Annotated in this window: 12 protein-coding genes; 4 read left to right on the top strand and 8 right to left on the bottom strand. The window is 69.3% G+C overall.

Translation table 11 applies throughout. The features are described from left to right. Positions 1-38: 38 nt before the first annotated feature. Together prpC and M2165_RS19445 are read right to left on the bottom strand one after the other, a co-directional pair. Positions 39-1,196, bottom strand: coding sequence for a 2-methylcitrate synthase (gene prpC / locus M2165_RS19450; protein ID WP_280816223.1), 1,158 nt, complete (start codon positions 1,194-1,196; stop codon positions 39-41). Then, positions 1,193-1,606: a hotdog domain-containing protein gene (locus tag M2165_RS19445; RefSeq protein ID WP_280816222.1), complete on the bottom strand. Its 414-nt coding sequence runs from the start codon at positions 1,604-1,606 to the stop codon at positions 1,193-1,195. Before M2165_RS19445 ends, prpC begins: the two co-directional genes overlap by 4 nt. A gap of 119 nt (positions 1,607-1,725) precedes the next feature. Here M2165_RS19445 and M2165_RS19440 point away from each other — a divergent pair, with 119 nt between their 5' ends. After that, positions 1,726-3,231, top strand: coding sequence for a short-chain fatty acyl-CoA regulator family protein (locus M2165_RS19440; RefSeq protein WP_280816221.1), 1,506 nt, complete (start codon positions 1,726-1,728; stop codon positions 3,229-3,231). On the opposite strand, the gene M2165_RS19435 is transcribed toward M2165_RS19440, so the two are convergent. Next, positions 3,173-4,030, bottom strand: coding sequence for a hypothetical protein (locus tag M2165_RS19435; RefSeq protein WP_280816220.1), 858 nt, complete (start codon positions 4,028-4,030; stop codon positions 3,173-3,175). The two genes, M2165_RS19440 and M2165_RS19435, sit on opposite strands and share 59 nt — an antisense overlap. 42 nt (positions 4,031-4,072) lie before the next feature. Further along, complete coding sequence (metE, locus tag M2165_RS19430; RefSeq protein ID WP_280816219.1) at positions 4,073-6,409, bottom strand: 5-methyltetrahydropteroyltriglutamate--homocysteine S-methyltransferase; 2,337 nt, start codon at positions 6,407-6,409, stop codon at positions 4,073-4,075. A gap of 101 nt (positions 6,410-6,510) precedes the next feature. Between metE and M2165_RS19425 the strand changes: the two genes are divergently transcribed. Then, complete coding sequence (locus M2165_RS19425; RefSeq protein WP_280816218.1) at positions 6,511-7,437, top strand: LysR family transcriptional regulator; 927 nt, start codon at positions 6,511-6,513, stop codon at positions 7,435-7,437. A gap of 58 nt (positions 7,438-7,495) precedes the next feature. Next, positions 7,496-7,936 carry a hypothetical protein gene (locus tag M2165_RS19420; protein ID WP_280816217.1) on the top strand — a complete coding sequence of 147 codons (441 nt, stop codon included), beginning with the start codon at positions 7,496-7,498 and terminating at the stop codon, positions 7,934-7,936. A 115-nt stretch (positions 7,937-8,051) separates the two neighbouring features. Here M2165_RS19420 and mmsB read toward each other — a convergent pair whose 3' ends face one another. The 4 genes from mmsB to M2165_RS19400 form a co-directional block, all read right to left on the bottom strand. Then, positions 8,052-8,945 carry a 3-hydroxyisobutyrate dehydrogenase gene (gene mmsB, locus M2165_RS19415; protein WP_280816216.1) on the bottom strand — a complete coding sequence of 298 codons (894 nt, stop codon included), beginning with the start codon at positions 8,943-8,945 and terminating at the stop codon, positions 8,052-8,054. A gap of 148 nt (positions 8,946-9,093) precedes the next feature. Continuing rightward, positions 9,094-10,212 carry an enoyl-CoA hydratase/isomerase family protein gene (locus M2165_RS19410; protein ID WP_280816215.1) on the bottom strand — a complete coding sequence of 373 codons (1,119 nt, stop codon included), beginning with the start codon at positions 10,210-10,212 and terminating at the stop codon, positions 9,094-9,096. Positions 10,213-10,365: 153 nt separating this feature from the next. Beyond that, complete coding sequence (locus tag M2165_RS19405) at positions 10,366-11,520, bottom strand: acyl-CoA dehydrogenase family protein (protein ID WP_280816214.1); 1,155 nt, start codon at positions 11,518-11,520, stop codon at positions 10,366-10,368. A 153-nt stretch (positions 11,521-11,673) separates the two neighbouring features. Further along, entirely contained in the window at positions 11,674-13,197 is a 1,524-nt protein-coding gene (locus M2165_RS19400) for a CoA-acylating methylmalonate-semialdehyde dehydrogenase (RefSeq protein ID WP_280816213.1), read from the bottom strand. 239 nt (positions 13,198-13,436) lie between these two features. Here M2165_RS19400 and M2165_RS19395 point away from each other — a divergent pair, with 239 nt between their 5' ends. After that, on the top strand, positions 13,437-14,399 hold the full coding sequence (locus M2165_RS19395) for a LysR family transcriptional regulator (protein WP_280816212.1): 963 nt from the start codon (positions 13,437-13,439) through the stop codon (positions 14,397-14,399). The last annotated feature ends 36 nt before the right edge of the window (positions 14,400-14,435 follow it).

Below are 14,435 nucleotides of genomic sequence, written 5' to 3'. Positions count from 1 at the left end.
TCTTCTTTTCGATGCGGTGGCTGGAGGAAAGGGGTCGGTCAGAGGCGGTCGGCCAGCGGCACGAAGACCAGGTCCTCGGGCCCGGTGTAGTTGGCGCTGGGGCGGATGATCTTGTTGTCCTGCCGCTGCTCGATGATGTGCGCGGCCCAGCCGCTGGTGCGCGCGATCACGAAGAGCGGCGTGAACATCGCCGTCGGCACGCCGAGCATGTGGTAGCTCACGGCGCTGAACCAGTCGAGGTTGGGGAACATCCTCTTCGCGTCCCACATCACGCGCTCGAGCCGCTCGGCGATGTCGTACATGCGCATGGAGCCGGCTTCCTCGGAGAGCTGCCGCGCGACGCGCTTGATGACCGCGTTGCGCGGGTCCGAGACGGTGTAGACCGGGTGGCCGAAGCCGATCACCACCTCGCCCGCGGCCACGCGGCGGCGGATGTCGGCCTCGGCCTGGTCGGGCGCGTCGTAGCGCTTCTGGATTTCGAAGGCCACCTCGTTGGCGCCGCCGTGCTTGGGGCCGCGCAGCGCGCCGATGGCGCCGGTGATCGCCGAGTACACGTCAGAGCCGGTGCCCGCCACCACGCGCGCGGTGAAGGTCGAGGCATTGAACTCGTGCTCCGCATAGAGGTTCAGCGAGGTGTGCATCGCGCGCGCCCAGCTCGCCGAGGGCGCCCGGCCGTGCAGCAGGTGCAGGAAGTGCGCGCCGATCGAGTCGTCGTCGGTCTCGACCTCGATGCGGCGCCCCTGCGTGGACCAGTGGTACCAGTAGAGCAGCATCGAGCCGAGCGAGGCCAGCAGCCGGTCGGCGATGTCGCGCGCACCGGGCAGCGAATGGTCGTCCTTCTCGGGCAGCACGCAGCCGAGCGCGGAGACGCCGGTGCGCATCACGTCCATCGGATGCGCGCCCGCGGGCAGGCGCTCGAGCGCTTCCTTCACGCTCGCCGGCAGGCCGCGCAGCGACCGGAGCCGGCCCTTGTAGGCGCGCAGTTCGGACGCGCTCGGCAGCTTGCCGTGCACCAGCAGGTGCGCGATCTCCTCGAACTCGCAGACGTCGGCGATGTCGAGGATGTCGTAGCCGCGGTAGTGCAGGTCGTTGCCGGTGCGCCCCACGGTGCACAGCGCGGTGTTGCCCGCCGCCACGCCCGAGAGCGCGACGGATTTCTTGGGCCTGAAGCCCGGGGCCTGGGTCGTCTCCGTCATGCGGTCTCCTCGGTTGTTGCGTTGCCATGGCGCGGCACGCCGTCGAGGCGCACCGGCCGTCCGGCGGCGTCCACCGCCACCATCTCGAATTCGGCGTCGAGCACGCGCGCGAGCGTGTGCGTGGCGACGTCCTGCACGCTGCCGGCCACGCGCACCGTGAGCGAGCTGCGGCCGATGCGCGAGACCTGCGTGTCGAGCACCAGCGTGCTGCCGAGCCGCACCGGCGCATGGAACAGCACTTCGCCGCAGCGCGCCATCACCACGTCGCCGCGCACGAAATCGCGCCCGCCGAGGAAGGCCGCCTTCGACAGCAGCTGCAGCGCCTGGCCGCCGAACAGCGTGCCGTAGTGGTTGGTGTGTTCCGGGAACACCACCTCGATCAGGCGGACCGTGCCGCGCGTGTCTTGCATGCTTCGCAATCTACGCAACATCGTGCCCATAATGAAGAACTGAATTGGCGAATGATTGCGAAGGAGCCGGCCTTGATCTTGCGAATCTTGCGAATCCCCAGGGCGCGAAAGGACCGGCGATGAAGAAGACCTTCATGGGCGTGCGGCTGCGCAGCCTGCGCGAGGAACGCGGCATGAGCCAGGCCGCGCTGGCGCAGCAGCTCGGGCTGTCGCCGAGCTACCTGAACCAGATCGAGCAGAACCAGCGGCCGCTCACGGTGCCGGTGCTGCTGCGGCTGCATGCCACGCTCGGCGTGGACATCCAGGCCTTCTCCGAGGACGAGGAGGCGCGGCTGCTCGCGGGGCTGCGCGAGGCGCTGGCGGACAACCCCGGCGGCGAACCCGTGGCGCTGGCCGAACTGCGCGAAGTGGCAACGCAGATGCCCGCCGTGGGGCGCGCGCTCGTGGCGCTGCACCAGCGGCACCGCGATGCGACGGAGCGGCTCGAAGCGCTCGCGGCCCAGCTCGGCGACGGACGCGGCGATCTCGCGCGGCTGCCGCAGGCGCGGCCGATGCCGTTCGAGGAAGTGCGCGACTTCTTCTTCGCGCACCAGAACCACATCGCGCCGCTCGACGACGCGGCCGAAGCCTTCAGCGCGCAATGGAAGCTGCGCGAAGGCAGCCCCGGCGACCGCCTGGCGCAGCGGCTGCTCGATGCGCACGGCGTGCGCGTGGTGCCGGCCGACGACGACGATGCGGGCGGCGCCCAGCGCCGCTACGACCCGGCCACGCGCGTGCTGCGGCTCTCGCGCTACCTGGAACCGGGCCAGCATGCGTTCCAGCTCGCCACGCAGCTCGCCTTCCTCGAAGCGGGCGGCACCATCGACCGCCTGGTCGCCGCCGCGCCGCTGTCGAGCGACACCGCGCGCTCGCTCGCGCGCATCGGCCTGGCGAACTACTTCGCGGCCGCGCTGCTGCTGCCCTACGGCCTCTTCCTGGCGGCCGCCGAGCAGCTGCGCTACGACATCGACCAGCTCGCGCGGCGCTTCGGCGTGGGCTTCGAGACCATCTGCCACCGGCTCAGCTCGCTGCAGCGGCCGCAGGCGCGCGGCGTGCCCTTCTTCCTCGTGCGCGTCGACCGCGCGGGCAACATCTCGAAGCGCCAGTCGGCCACGCACTTCCATTTCTCGAAGACCGGCGGCACCTGCCCGCTGTGGAACGTGTACGAAGCCTTCGGGCAGCCGGGCCGCGTGCTCACGCAGCTCGCGCGCATGCCCGACGGCCGCGCCTACCTCTGGATCGCGCGCACGGTGTCGCACGGCTTTCGCGGCTACGGCTCGCCGAACAAGACCTTCTCGATCGGCCTGGGCTGCGACATCAGCCACGCGACGCGGCTGGTCTACTCGAAGGGGCTGGACCTGCGCGACCCCGAGGTGCCGACGCCCATCGGCGCGGGCTGCAAGGTCTGCGAGCGCGAAGCCTGCCCGCAGCGCGCCTTTCCCTTCGTCGGCCGCCCGCTGGAGGTGGACGAGAACCTGAGCCGGTTCATGCCCTACGCGGCCGCGCCCGAGCGCACCGCCGCCGCGCTCAGGAACGCGGCCAGGCGCGCACCAGCGTCCGTATCGCCACCGCGCCGCTCGCCTTGACCTCGGCGCGGTAGGCCCCGACCAGCGCCTCGCGCTCGGCCGCGGCCTGCGGGTCGCTGCGCCACGCGAGCAGCGCTGCGACGTCGGCATCGGACAGCGCCGCGAGCAGCGCCTGCGTGACCTGGCGCTCGAACTCTCGCGCCACCGTGAGCAGGTTGCGCGGACGCGGCGAGGTGACGCCGCGCGACCACAGCGTGTCGAGCGCCATGTCGAGCATGTGGTCCGGCAGCGCGGTGTACTGGCCCGCATTGCCGCGCGCCAGCTGCTTGACGACCGCGCTCAGCAGCAGCTGGCTCGAGAAGTCGACCTCGCGCAGCTCGGCCACGGCCATGCGTTCGAGCAGTTCGGTGCGCGGCGCGTCGGCCGGCTTCGCACGCTCGCGGTTGAAGAACGCCACCTTGGCGGCATCGTCCATCGCGGCGTAGTCGGCGCGCAGCTGCGCGAACCGCGCCACCGCCTCCAGCACCGGCGCGCCCGGTGCCGCGGCGCCCTTGCCGGCCGCGGCCACCTCCTGCCGGATCGCGGCCACGGAGTCCTTGACGTCGAAGGCGCGCGAGGCGGCGGCGTCGAGTGCCGCGAGCGCCTTGTCGGCGATGGCCTGGTCCGGCGGCTCCAGCAGTTGCCGGGCCTCGCGCGACACCGCGCCCGGCGTGTACGCGGCCTGGTAGCGCGCCTGCACGCCTTCGAACTGCATGAGCGCCTGCGCGCGGTCCTGGGCGCTGGCGACGGCGGGTGCCAGCAGTGCGAACGCCGCCAGCAGCAGCGCGGCGAAGAAAGGTCTCGGGGAAGCGGAATGCATGGCGCCATTATTGGCGCGCCTGCATGGCCGTCTTCTTCCGCCTCAGGCCGCCGCGATTTCGCTGCGCAGCAGCCTGGCCGCCGCCACCATGTTCGAGAGGGCCGCCTCGGTCTCGGGCCAGCCGCGGGTCTTGAGGCCGCAATCGGGGTTGATCCACAGGTTCTCGAGCGGCACCACGCCGGCGGCCTTGCGCATCAGGCGCACGATCTCGTCGACCGAAGGCACGCGCGGCGAATGGATGTCGTAGACGCCCGGGCCGATCTCGTTGGGATAGCGGAAACCCTGCGCCCCGCCGAAACCGCGCAGCAGTTCCATGTCGGAGCGGCTGGTCTCGATGGTGATCACGTCGGCATCCATCGCGGCGATCTCGGGCAGGATGTCGTTGAACTCCGAATAGCACATGTGGGTGTGGATCTGCGTCTCGTCGCGCACGCCCGCGGCGCTGATGCGAAACGCGCGCGTGGCCCACGCCAGGTAGGCGGGCCAGCCGGCACGCCGCAGCGGCAGGCCTTCGCGGATCGCGGGCTCGTCGATCTGGATGATGCCGATGCCGGCGCCTTCGAGGTCCACCACCTCGTCGCGGATCGCCCAGGCGATCTGCTCGCAGGTGACGCTGCGCGGCTGGTCGTCGCGCACGAAGGACCATTGCAGGATGGTCACCGGGCCGGTCAGCATGCCCTTCATCGGCCGCGTGGTGAGGCTCTGCGCATAGGCGGTCCATTCGACCGTCATCGCCGCGGGCCGCGCGACGTCGCCGAAGATGACCGGCGGCTTCACGCAGCGCGAGCCGTACGACTGCACCCAGCCGTTGGCCGTGAACGCGAAGCCGTCGAGCTGCTCGCCGAAGTACTCGACCATGTCGTTGCGCTCGGCCTCGCCGTGCACCAGCACGTCGATGCCGAGTTCTTCCTGCTTGCGCACGGCGAGCGCGATCTCGGCGCGCATCTTCTCGCGGTAGCCGGCCGCGTCGAGCTCGCCGCGCCTGAACGCGGCGCGCGCGGCGCGGATCTGCGCGGTCTGCGGAAAGGAGCCGATGGTGGTGGTCGGCAGCGCCGGGAACGCAAAGCGCGCTCGCTGCACCCGCTGGCGCTCCGCGAAGGCGGAGGCGCGCCGGTCGTCGCCGGCCACGCTGCGTGCCAGCCGCAGCGCCACCTCGGCGCGGTGCACGCGCGGGCTGCCGCGCCGTGCGGCGGCCGCAGCGCGCGCTTCGCGGAGCTCGCCGGCCACCGTGTCTTCATGGCCGTCGAGCACCGCGCGCAGCATGCGCAGTTCGCCCAGCTTCTCGACCGCGAAAGCGAGCCAGGACTTGAGTTCGGCATCGAGCCGGTTCTCGGCCGCGAGGCTGAACGGCACGTGCAGCAGCGAGCACGAAGGCGCGAGCCAGAGTTCGCTGCGGCGCTTCTCGACCACCGGCCGCAGCGCGGCGAGCGCCGCATCCGGGTCGGTGCGCCAGATGTTGCGGCCGTCGACGATGCCGATGGAGAGCACCTTGTGCGCCGGCAGCCAGTCGGCGACGCCGGTCAGCTCCTGCGGCGCGCGCACCGCATCCACGTGCAGCCCCGCCACCGGCAGCTGGCACGCGAGGCGCAGGTTCTCGGCCAGCGGCGAGAAGTAGGTCGCGAGCAGCAGCTTCGGCGCGCTGCGCGCGAGTTGCCAGTAGGCGCGCTCGAAGGCATTGCGCCAGGCGTCGGGCAGGTCGAGGCCGAGGATCGGTTCGTCGATCTGCACCCATTCCACGCCCTGCTGCTTCAGGCGGTTCAGCACCTCTTCGTAGACCGGGAGCAGCGCATCGAGCAGCGAGAAGCGGTCGAAGCCCGCCGCCTTCTCCTTGCCGAGGTACAGGAAGCTCAACGGCCCGAGCAGCACGGCCTTGACCGCATGCCCGGCCTGCTGCGCCTGCGCCACCTCGTCGAAGAGCCGCGTCGAGGACAGCTTGAAATCCGTGGCCGCGTCGAACTCCGGCACGAGGTAGTGGTAGTTGGTGTCGAACCACTTGGTCATCTCGAGCGCGAAGGTGCCGCCGGCCGCGTAGCTGCAGCCTTCGCCGTGCGCATGGCCGGCCTCGCTTTCCACGCCGCGCGCCATCTTGAAGTAGCGCGCGAGTTCGGGCTCGTCGCCGCCGAAGCCGAAGCGCGCGGGCTCGCAGCCGAGCAGCTGGATGTGGTTGGCCACATGGTCGTAGAAGGCGAAGTCGCCGACCGTCACATGGTCGAGGCCCGCATCGCGCTGGGCCTGCCAGTGGCGCTCGCGCAGCGCTTCGCCGACGGCTTCGAGCGCGGCGCGGTCGGTCTCGCCGCGCCAGTGTTTTTCGAGGGCGAACTTCAGTTCCCGGTGGGCGCCCATGCGCGGAAAGCCGAGGGTGTGAATGCGGGTGGTCATTGCGGTGGTCCGGTCGCTGTGTCTTTGAGAATCCGCAATGGTCGGGCTTCGGCGCGTATGATTCAAACGAAACCTTTTGCCCGTTCGCTTGAATTCCATTCATGTTCCAGTCCATCCTCGAAATACGGCACCTGCGCACGCTGGTCGCGCTGCGCGACACCGGCAGCCTGGTGCGCGCGGCGCAATTGCTCAATCTCACGCAGTCGGCGCTGTCGCACCAGGTCAAGCTGCTGGAGGACCGCTATGGCGCGCAGCTCTTCGAGCGCAAGTCGGTGCCACCGCAGTTCAGCACCACCGGCCTGCGGCTGCTGCAGCTCGCCGATGCGGCGCTGCCGCTGGTCGAGGAGGCGGAGCGCGACGTCGCGCGGCTGGCGCTGGGGCGCAGCGGGCAACTGCGCATCGTGGTCGAGTGCCACACCTGCTTCGACTGGCTGATGCCTGCGATGGATGCCTTTCGCCAGCGCTGGCCCGAGATCGAGCTCGACATCGTCTCGGGCTTCCATCCCGACCCGATCGCGCTGGTGATGCAGAACCGCGCCGAGGTGGCGATCGTGTCCGAAGCCGACCCCGACGAAAGCGTGGACTACCACGCGCTGTTCCGCTTCGAGATCATGGCGCTGGTCGCGAACGAGCATCCCCTCGCGGCGAAGACGCACCTCACTGCGCGGCACTTCGCCGGCCAGACGCTGATCACCTATCCGGTGCCCGACGAGATGCTCGACATCGTGCGCCAGGTGCTCGCCCCCGCCGGCATCGAACCCGCGCACCGGCGCACCACCGAACTCACCGTGGCGATGCTGCAGCTGGTCGCCAGCGGCCGCGGCATCGCGACGCTGCCGCTATGGGCAGTGCAGAACTACCTCGACCGCGGCTACGTGACCGCGCGCCGAGTGGGCCGCAAGGGCCTGACCGGCCGGCTCTACATGGCCTGCGCCGAACGCACGTCGGCGCAGCCCTGGCTCGCGGACTTCGTGCGCATCACGCGCGAGAGCTGCTTCAAGAGCCTGCCGGGGATCGAGCTGCTGTAGCGCAGGCGCGGCAGAATCCTCGCAATCCCAGCCCTCCACCCCAAACAGGAAGAACCTCATGCCCCTGAGAAAGAAAGGCCGCTACCGGTATGGCGACGGACCGGAAGACATCCGGACCGAGGTCGAGCGCTACAGCAAGTCCAACGCCTACCCGGCCACGCGTTTCGCCGCTTCGGCCTGCGCCTGTGGCCACCACGTGTTCAGCCTCGAAAGCGACGAGGAAGCGGGCGCGGCACGGCGCATCTGCACGGCCTGCGGCCACGTGCACCTGATGGGCGACAGCGCCGACTACGCCGACGAAGCCGAGTTCGGGGCCCATTCGTGCGTCTGCGGCGAAGAGGCGTTCGAGCTGCTGTCGGGCGTGGCGCTCTACGCCGACAGCAACGACGTGCGCTGGCTCTACATCGGCTGCCGCTGCACCCAATGCAGCCTGGTCGGCGTCTTTGCCGACTGGAAGAGCGAAAGCGGCGACGCCGACGCCTTCCTTGCGGCGGTCTGACCGCCGCGTCGGCGAAGGCGCGCCGGGCGCCGAAGATTTGGAGAAGGCCGGGAAGACGGCGCACCAAAGAAAACAGCGGCACGGAGGCCGCTGCATCCGGGCTGCCTGAAACGCCTCAGGCCTTCTGCACCAGCTTCAGCACGCTCGAAAAATCCAGCGCGCCATGCCCCGCGAGGCTGTGCGCCGCGTACAGGCTGCGCGCGAGGCCGCCGAGCGGCGTGGCGGCGCGCACGGCCGTCGCGTTCTCCTGCGCGAGGCCCAGGTCCTTGAGCATCAGGTCGGTGCCGAAGCCGCCGGCGTAGTTCTTCGACGCGGGCGCGGTCTCCATCACGCCCGGCATCGGGTTGTATTTTTCGAGCGCCCAGTTGCCGCCGGAACTGCGGCGCATGATCTCGGACAGCACCTTGGGATCGAGCCCGTTGGCCACGCCGAGCGCGAGCGCCTCGGCGGTGCCGATCATCAGGATGCCGAGCAGCATGTTGTTGCAGATCTTCGCGGTCTGCCCCGCACCCGCGGCGCCGGCATGGAAGATGTTGGCGCCCATCTTCTCGAGCACCGGGCGCGCGCGCTCGAGGTCCTTGGCCTCGCCGCCGACCATGAAGGTCAGCGTGCCCGCGATCGCGCCGCCGGTGCCGCCCGAGACCGGCGCATCGATCATCGCGATGCCCTTGGCCGCCGCGGCGGCAGCCACCTTCTGCGAGGTGGCGGCGGCGATGGTGCTGCTGTCGATCACGAGCGTGCCGGGCTGGATGCTCTCGAGCAGCCCGGGCCGCCCGGCGCTGCCGAGGAACAGGCCCTCGACGTGCGCGCTGGCCGGCAACATGCTGATCACGACCTCGGCGCCCGCCACCGCATCGGCCGCCGACCTGGCGATCGGCAGGCCTTCGGCCGCGTACTTGCCGCAGGCATCGGCAGAGAGGTCGAAAGCGCTGAGCGCGTGGCCGGCCTTGCGCAGGTTCATGGCCATAGGGCCGCCCATGTTGCCGAGTCCGATGAATGCGATCTTCATGTGTTGTCTCCAAATAAGGGGCAGGAATGCGGGGCAGAACGCAGAGGACGCGAAGGTTTCGCAGAAGTCGCGAAAGGGAACCAGAAAGCTTTCTTTTCTTCTGCGATCTCTGCGCAACTTTCGCGACTTCTGCGTTCGGCTGTCCGGCTTAGGTCAGCCTCGCCAGCTCCACCGGCATCTCGCCGCGCGGACGCAGATGGTCTTCGATGAATTCGGGCGTGATCTCCTCGATGCTCGCGGGCGACCACTTGGGATTGCGGTCCTTGTCGATCAGCACTGCGCGGATGCCCTCGGCGAAGTCCTTGTGGGCGCAGAAGCCGAGCGAGGCCCAGTACTCGAGCCGGAACACCTCGGCCAGGGACATGCGCGGCACGCGCTGCCAGAGTTCGAAGCTCAGCGCGGCCGAGCTCGGCGCGCCCTTCATGAAGGTCTTGGCCGCGGTCTGCAGCCAGGGGTCCTCGCTCTGCAGCGCGCGCAGGCGCTTGGCGATGTCGAGCAGGTCGTCGCCGGCCATCAGCGCGTTGATGGTGTCGTAGTGCTCGCGCACCTTCGAAGCCGGCATCCCGGCGCCCTCGCCCGCGTTGGCAAGGATGCGCGACAGCGTGGCGCGGTCGGCCTTGGCCTCGCCGGCCCATGGAGCGGCGGCGATCGCCTCGATCACCGCGCCCTTGCGCGCCTGCGGCACGAGCACGTCGGCCAGGCCGCAGAAGATCGCATCGGCGGCATTGAGGTTGGCCGCGGTGAGCGCCAGGAACAGGCCGGTGCGCCCGGGCGTGCGGCGCAGGAACCAGCTGCCGCCCACGTCGGGGTAGAGGCCGATGGCGATCTCGGGCATGGCAATGCGGCTCTCGGCCGTGACCACGCGGTGCGAGCAGCCCGACATCAGCCCGACGCCGCCGCCCATCACGATGCCGTGGCCCCAGCAGAGGAAGGGCTTGGGGAAGGTGTGGATCAGGTGGTCGAGTTCGTACTCCTCGCGGAAAAAGTCCTCGGCATAGGTGTTGCGCGCCGGGCCGCATTCCAGCAGCGTCTGGTAAAGCTGGCGCAGGTCGCCGCCCGCGCAGAAGGCCTTCTCGCCGGCCGCCTGCAGCAGCACGCCGACGATGCCGGGATCGGCCGCCCATTCGCGCAGCCTGGGCGTGAGCAGGCGCACCATGTCGACCGACAGCGCATTGAGCGAAGCGGGTGCGTTGAGGGTGGCGGTCGCAAAGCGCCGGCCGCCGGCGGTCTTGATTTCGTCGAAGAGAACTACTGCGGTGTCGGTCATGATGAGGTTGCTTGAATACGGAGGCAGGACGCAGAGGACGCGAAGGTTTCGCGAAGAGCGCGAAAGAGATCCAAAGAAAAACGATTCTGTATTTCTTTTGCGACCTTCGCGAAACCTTCGCGCCCTTCGCGTACGGCTGTCCGCTTTCGGGCTTCAGCGGATATCGCTGTCCCCCTCCAGCAATTTTCGCGCAACGATCACGCGCATGATCTCGTTGGTGCCTTCGAGGATCTGGTGCACGCGGGCATCGCGCACCAAGCGCTCGAGCGGAAACTCGGCCAGGTAGCCGTAGCCGCCGTGCAGTTGCAGCGCCTCGTTGCAGACGTTGAAGCCGGCATCGGTCGCGAAGCGCTTGGCCATCGCGCAGTAGGTGCTGGCGTCGGCATGGCCGGCATCGAGCTTGCTCGCGGCAAGCCGCACCATCTGGCGCGCGGCGACGAGTTCGGTCGCCATGTCGGCGAGCTTGAACTGCAGCGCCTGGAAGCTCGCGAGCGGCTTGCCGAACTGCTGGCGCTCATGCAGGTAGCGGCGCGCGGCGTCGAGCGCGCCCTGTGCGGCGCCGACCGAGCAGGTCGCGATGTTGATGCGCCCGCCGTCGAGCCCTTTCATCGCGATGCGGAAGCCCTCGCCTTCGGCGCCGAGCAGGTTCTCGGCCGGAATGCGCACGTTGTCGAAGCTGATGGTGCGCGTGGGCTGGCTGTTCCAGCCCATCTTGTGCTCCTTCTTGCCGTAGCCGATGCCCGGCGCGTCGGCCGGCACCGCGAAGGCCGAGATGCCGCCCGCGCCGCCGCCGCCGGTGCGCGCCATCAGCACCAGCACGTCGGTCGCGCCCGCGCCAGAGATGAAGGCCTTGCCGCCGTTGATCACGTACTCGCCGCCCTGCAGCTCGGCCCGCGTCTTGAGCGAGCCCGCGTCCGAGCCGGCGCCGGGCTCGGTGAGGCAGTACGAGGCCAGCTTGCGGCCGCTGGTCAGGTCTTCGCCCCATTGCGCCGCGACCGCGTCGGTGGCCCAGGTGCCGAGCATCCAGGTCGCCATGTTGTGGATCGTGATGAAGGCGGTGGTCGAGGGATCGACCGCGGCCATCTCCTCGAACACCAGCGCCGCATCGAGCCGCGGCAGGCCGAGGCCGCCGATGCGCTCGGGCGCGTAGAGGCCGCAGAAGCCGAGCTCGCCGGCCTTGGCGATCGCTTCCTTCGGAAAGATCGCCTCGGCGTCCCATCGCGCGGCATGCGGCGCGAACTCGGCTTGCGCGAAATCGCGCGCCGAGTCGGCGAAGGCGCGTTGCTCTTCGGTCAGTTCAAAGTCCATCGTTTGGGATGCCTGAATGCGGGAACCGGACGCAGAGGACGCGAAGGTTTCGCGAAGGGCGCGAAAGAGAACCAGAAAAGGATTTTTTTGGTTTTCTCTTCGCGACTTCTGCGGAACCTTCGCGAACTCTGCGTTCGGCTTTGGTGTTGGGTCTTACTTGAGGCTGATTGTCGTGTTCACGCCGTGCGAGACGGTGCTGTCGTCGAACCAGCGCGCGGTGACCGTCTTGGTCTGGGTATAGAACAGCACCACCTGCTTGCCGTAGGGGCCGAGGTCGCCGAGCTTGGAGGCGCGCGAGCCGGTGAAGGAGAACATCGGCACCGGAACCGGGATCGGCACGTTGATGCCGACCTGGCCCACGTCGATGTCCTCCTGGAAGCGGCGCGCCGCAGCGCCCGACTGCGTGAAGATCGCGGTGCCGTTGCCGTTGGGGTTGCTGTTGATCAGCGCGATGGCGTCGTCGAGGGTCTCGGCCTCGGCCACGCACAGCACCGGTCCGAAGATTTCCTGGTCGTAGATCGTCATGCCGGGCTTGACGCCGGTGAAGATCGTCGGCCCGACGAAGTTGCCCTTCTCGAAGCCGGGCACGGTGGGCTTGCGGCCGTCGAGCTCGAGCTTCGCGCCGTCGGCGAGGCCGCGTTCGATCAGGCCCGTGACGCGCTCGTAGGCCGCGCACGACACCAGCGGCCCCACGTCCACGCCCTTCTCGGTGCCGGCGCCGACCTTGAGCGTCTTGGCCTTCTCGATCAGCTCGGGCACCCATTGGCGCGCCTCGCCCACCAGCACCGCGACCGACACCGCCATGCAGCGCTGGCCCGCGGCGCCGAAGCTCGCGCCCGCGAGCGCGTTGAGCGTCTGCTCCTTGTTGGCGTCGGGCATCACGATCGCGTGGTTCTTCGCGCCCATCATGCATTGCACGCGCTTGCCCGCGAGCGTGGCGCGGTTGTAGACGTGCGTGCCGACCTTGGTCGAGCCGACGAAGCTGATCGCCTTGATGTCCGGGTGGTCGCAGATGCCGTTGACCACCGCCTCGCCGCCGTGCACCACGTTGAGCACGCCGGGCGGAATGCCGGCTTCGAGCGCGAGTTCGGCGAGCCGCATCGTGACCATCGGGTCCTGCTCGGAAGGCTTGAGCACGAAGGTGTTGCCGGTGACGATGGCCATCGGGAACATCCACAGCGGAATCATGGCGGGGAAGTTGAACGGCGTGATGCCTGCGCACACGCCGAGCGGCTGCAGCAGCGTGTAGGTGTCGACGCCGTTGGCCACGTTGTTCGCGAGTTCGCCGAGCTGCAGGTTGCCGATGTTCGAGGCATGCTCGACCACCTCGAGGCCGCGGAACACGTCGCCCTCGGCGTCGGGCAGCGTCTTGCCCTGCTCGGCAGTGAGGATCGCGGCCAGCTCGGCCATGTTCTCGCGGATGAGCTGCTGGTACTTGAGGAAGATGCGCGCCCGTGCGCCGATCGGCGTCTTGCGCCAGGTCTTGAAGGCGTCCTTGGCCGAGGCCACGGCCGCATCGAGTTCGGCCTGCGTCGCGAAGGGCACGCGCGCCAGCACCTGCTGCGTGGCCGGGTTGACGATGTCGCGCCACTCGGTGGTGGTCGATTCGACGAACTTGCCGCCGATCAAGAGCTTGACGGTGGCGACCTGGGTGGGCGTGGTGGTGGTGGCGTCCATGGGTTTGTCTCCTGTGAATCAGGGCATCCTAGCTTTGCAGATTTGCGATGACAATAGACAAATCTGCGCTTGGGTTTTGCAAAAATGCAGAATGCGGGGAGCGAACGCAGAAGACGCGAAGGTTTCGCGAAAGGCGCAGAAAAGAGAAATCATTTTCTGGATTCCTTCTGCGACTTCTGCGAAACCTTCGCGTCCTCTGCGTTCGGCTGCCCGCCTTCATCGGCCTCGAAAAGACCTCCATGGACTGGGACAACCTCCGCTACTTCCTCGAACTGGCGCGCTCCGGCACGCTGATGAGCGCCGCGCGGCGGCTCATGGTCGACCACACCACGGTGGCGCGGCGCATCCAGGCGCTCGAGAAGGAAGTCGGCGCGCCGCTCTTCTCGCGCGAGGCCGGCGGCCACCGGCTCACCGAGGCGGGGCGCCGGCTGCAGCCGCAGGTGGAGGCGATGGAGAGCGCCTTCCTCACCGTCGAGAGCGCCGCGCCCGCATCGCAGGAAGGCCTCTCGGGGCTGGTGCGCATCGGCGCCACCGAGGGCTTCGGCACCATGGTGCTGGCGCCGCAGCTCGCGCTGTTCGCGCGCGGGCATCCGAAGCTGACCATCGACCTGCTCGCGATGCCGCGCCTCGTGCACCTGTCGCGGCGCGAGGCCGACATCGTGATCTCGCTCGAGCGGCCGGCGCGCGGACCGGTGGTGGTGAGCAAGCTGACCGACTACACGCTGCGCCTGTACGCATCGCGGCAGTACCTGTCGGCGCACAAGCCGATCCGCACCCGCGACGACCTGCGCGGCCACAGCTTCGTGAGCTACGTCGACGACCTGCTGTTCAGCAAGGAGCTGCAGTACCTCGACGAACTGCACCGCCCCGACGCCTTCGCGCTGCGCAGCACCAGCGTGCTCGCGCAGCACCGCGCGGTGGCGGCCGGCGCCGGCATCGCGGTGCTGCCGGCCTTCGTGGCCGAGGGCGACCGCACGCTCAAGCCGGTGCTCGCGGGGCAGGCACAGTTCACGCGCACCTTCTGGATGTCGATGCCCGCCGAGACCAAGCACCTGGCGCGCATGCAGGCGGTGTGGAACTTCCTGCGCGAGACGGCCGAGGCGCAGCGGTCCCGGTTGCTCCTGCCACTGGCCGACAACGGGATTGGCGCGGACGGCTCGGCCCAGCGCCCGACCCACCGCGGGACCGGAGGCCGCCGCTGACTCTTGCAGTCGGGAGCGGCCGTCTGCTTGTGGTCG

The sequence above is a fragment of the Variovorax sp. TBS-050B genome (genome assembly GCF_029893635.1).
Lineage (GTDB): Bacteria > Pseudomonadota > Gammaproteobacteria > Burkholderiales > Burkholderiaceae_C > Variovorax.
The sequence above is the reverse complement of the archived record's forward strand: the minus strand, read 5'-3'. Positions and strand labels throughout refer to the sequence as shown.

What these genes read in the sequence shown, in the direction of transcription:
- prpC (WP_280816223.1), bottom strand. Translation starts at nt 1,196, where the DNA reads ATGACGGAGACGACCCAGGCCCCGGGCTTCAGGCCCAAGAAATCCGTC.
- M2165_RS19445 (WP_280816222.1), bottom strand. Translation starts at nt 1,606, where the DNA reads ATGCAAGACACGCGCGGCACGGTCCGCCTGATCGAGGTGGTGTTCCCG.
- M2165_RS19440 (WP_280816221.1), top strand. Translation starts at nt 1,726, where the DNA reads ATGAAGAAGACCTTCATGGGCGTGCGGCTGCGCAGCCTGCGCGAGGAA.
- M2165_RS19435 (WP_280816220.1), bottom strand. Translation starts at nt 4,030, where the DNA reads ATGCATTCCGCTTCCCCGAGACCTTTCTTCGCCGCGCTGCTGCTGGCG.
- metE (WP_280816219.1), bottom strand. Translation starts at nt 6,409, where the DNA reads ATGACCACCCGCATTCACACCCTCGGCTTTCCGCGCATGGGCGCCCAC.
- M2165_RS19425 (WP_280816218.1), top strand. Translation starts at nt 6,511, where the DNA reads ATGTTCCAGTCCATCCTCGAAATACGGCACCTGCGCACGCTGGTCGCG.
- M2165_RS19420 (WP_280816217.1), top strand. Translation starts at nt 7,496, where the DNA reads ATGCCCCTGAGAAAGAAAGGCCGCTACCGGTATGGCGACGGACCGGAA.
- mmsB (WP_280816216.1), bottom strand. Translation starts at nt 8,945, where the DNA reads ATGAAGATCGCATTCATCGGACTCGGCAACATGGGCGGCCCTATGGCC.
- M2165_RS19410 (WP_280816215.1), bottom strand. Translation starts at nt 10,212, where the DNA reads ATGACCGACACCGCAGTAGTTCTCTTCGACGAAATCAAGACCGCCGGC.
- M2165_RS19405 (WP_280816214.1), bottom strand. Translation starts at nt 11,520, where the DNA reads ATGGACTTTGAACTGACCGAAGAGCAACGCGCCTTCGCCGACTCGGCG.
- M2165_RS19400 (WP_280816213.1), bottom strand. Translation starts at nt 13,197, where the DNA reads ATGGACGCCACCACCACCACGCCCACCCAGGTCGCCACCGTCAAGCTC.
- M2165_RS19395 (WP_280816212.1), top strand. Translation starts at nt 13,437, where the DNA reads ATGGACTGGGACAACCTCCGCTACTTCCTCGAACTGGCGCGCTCCGGC.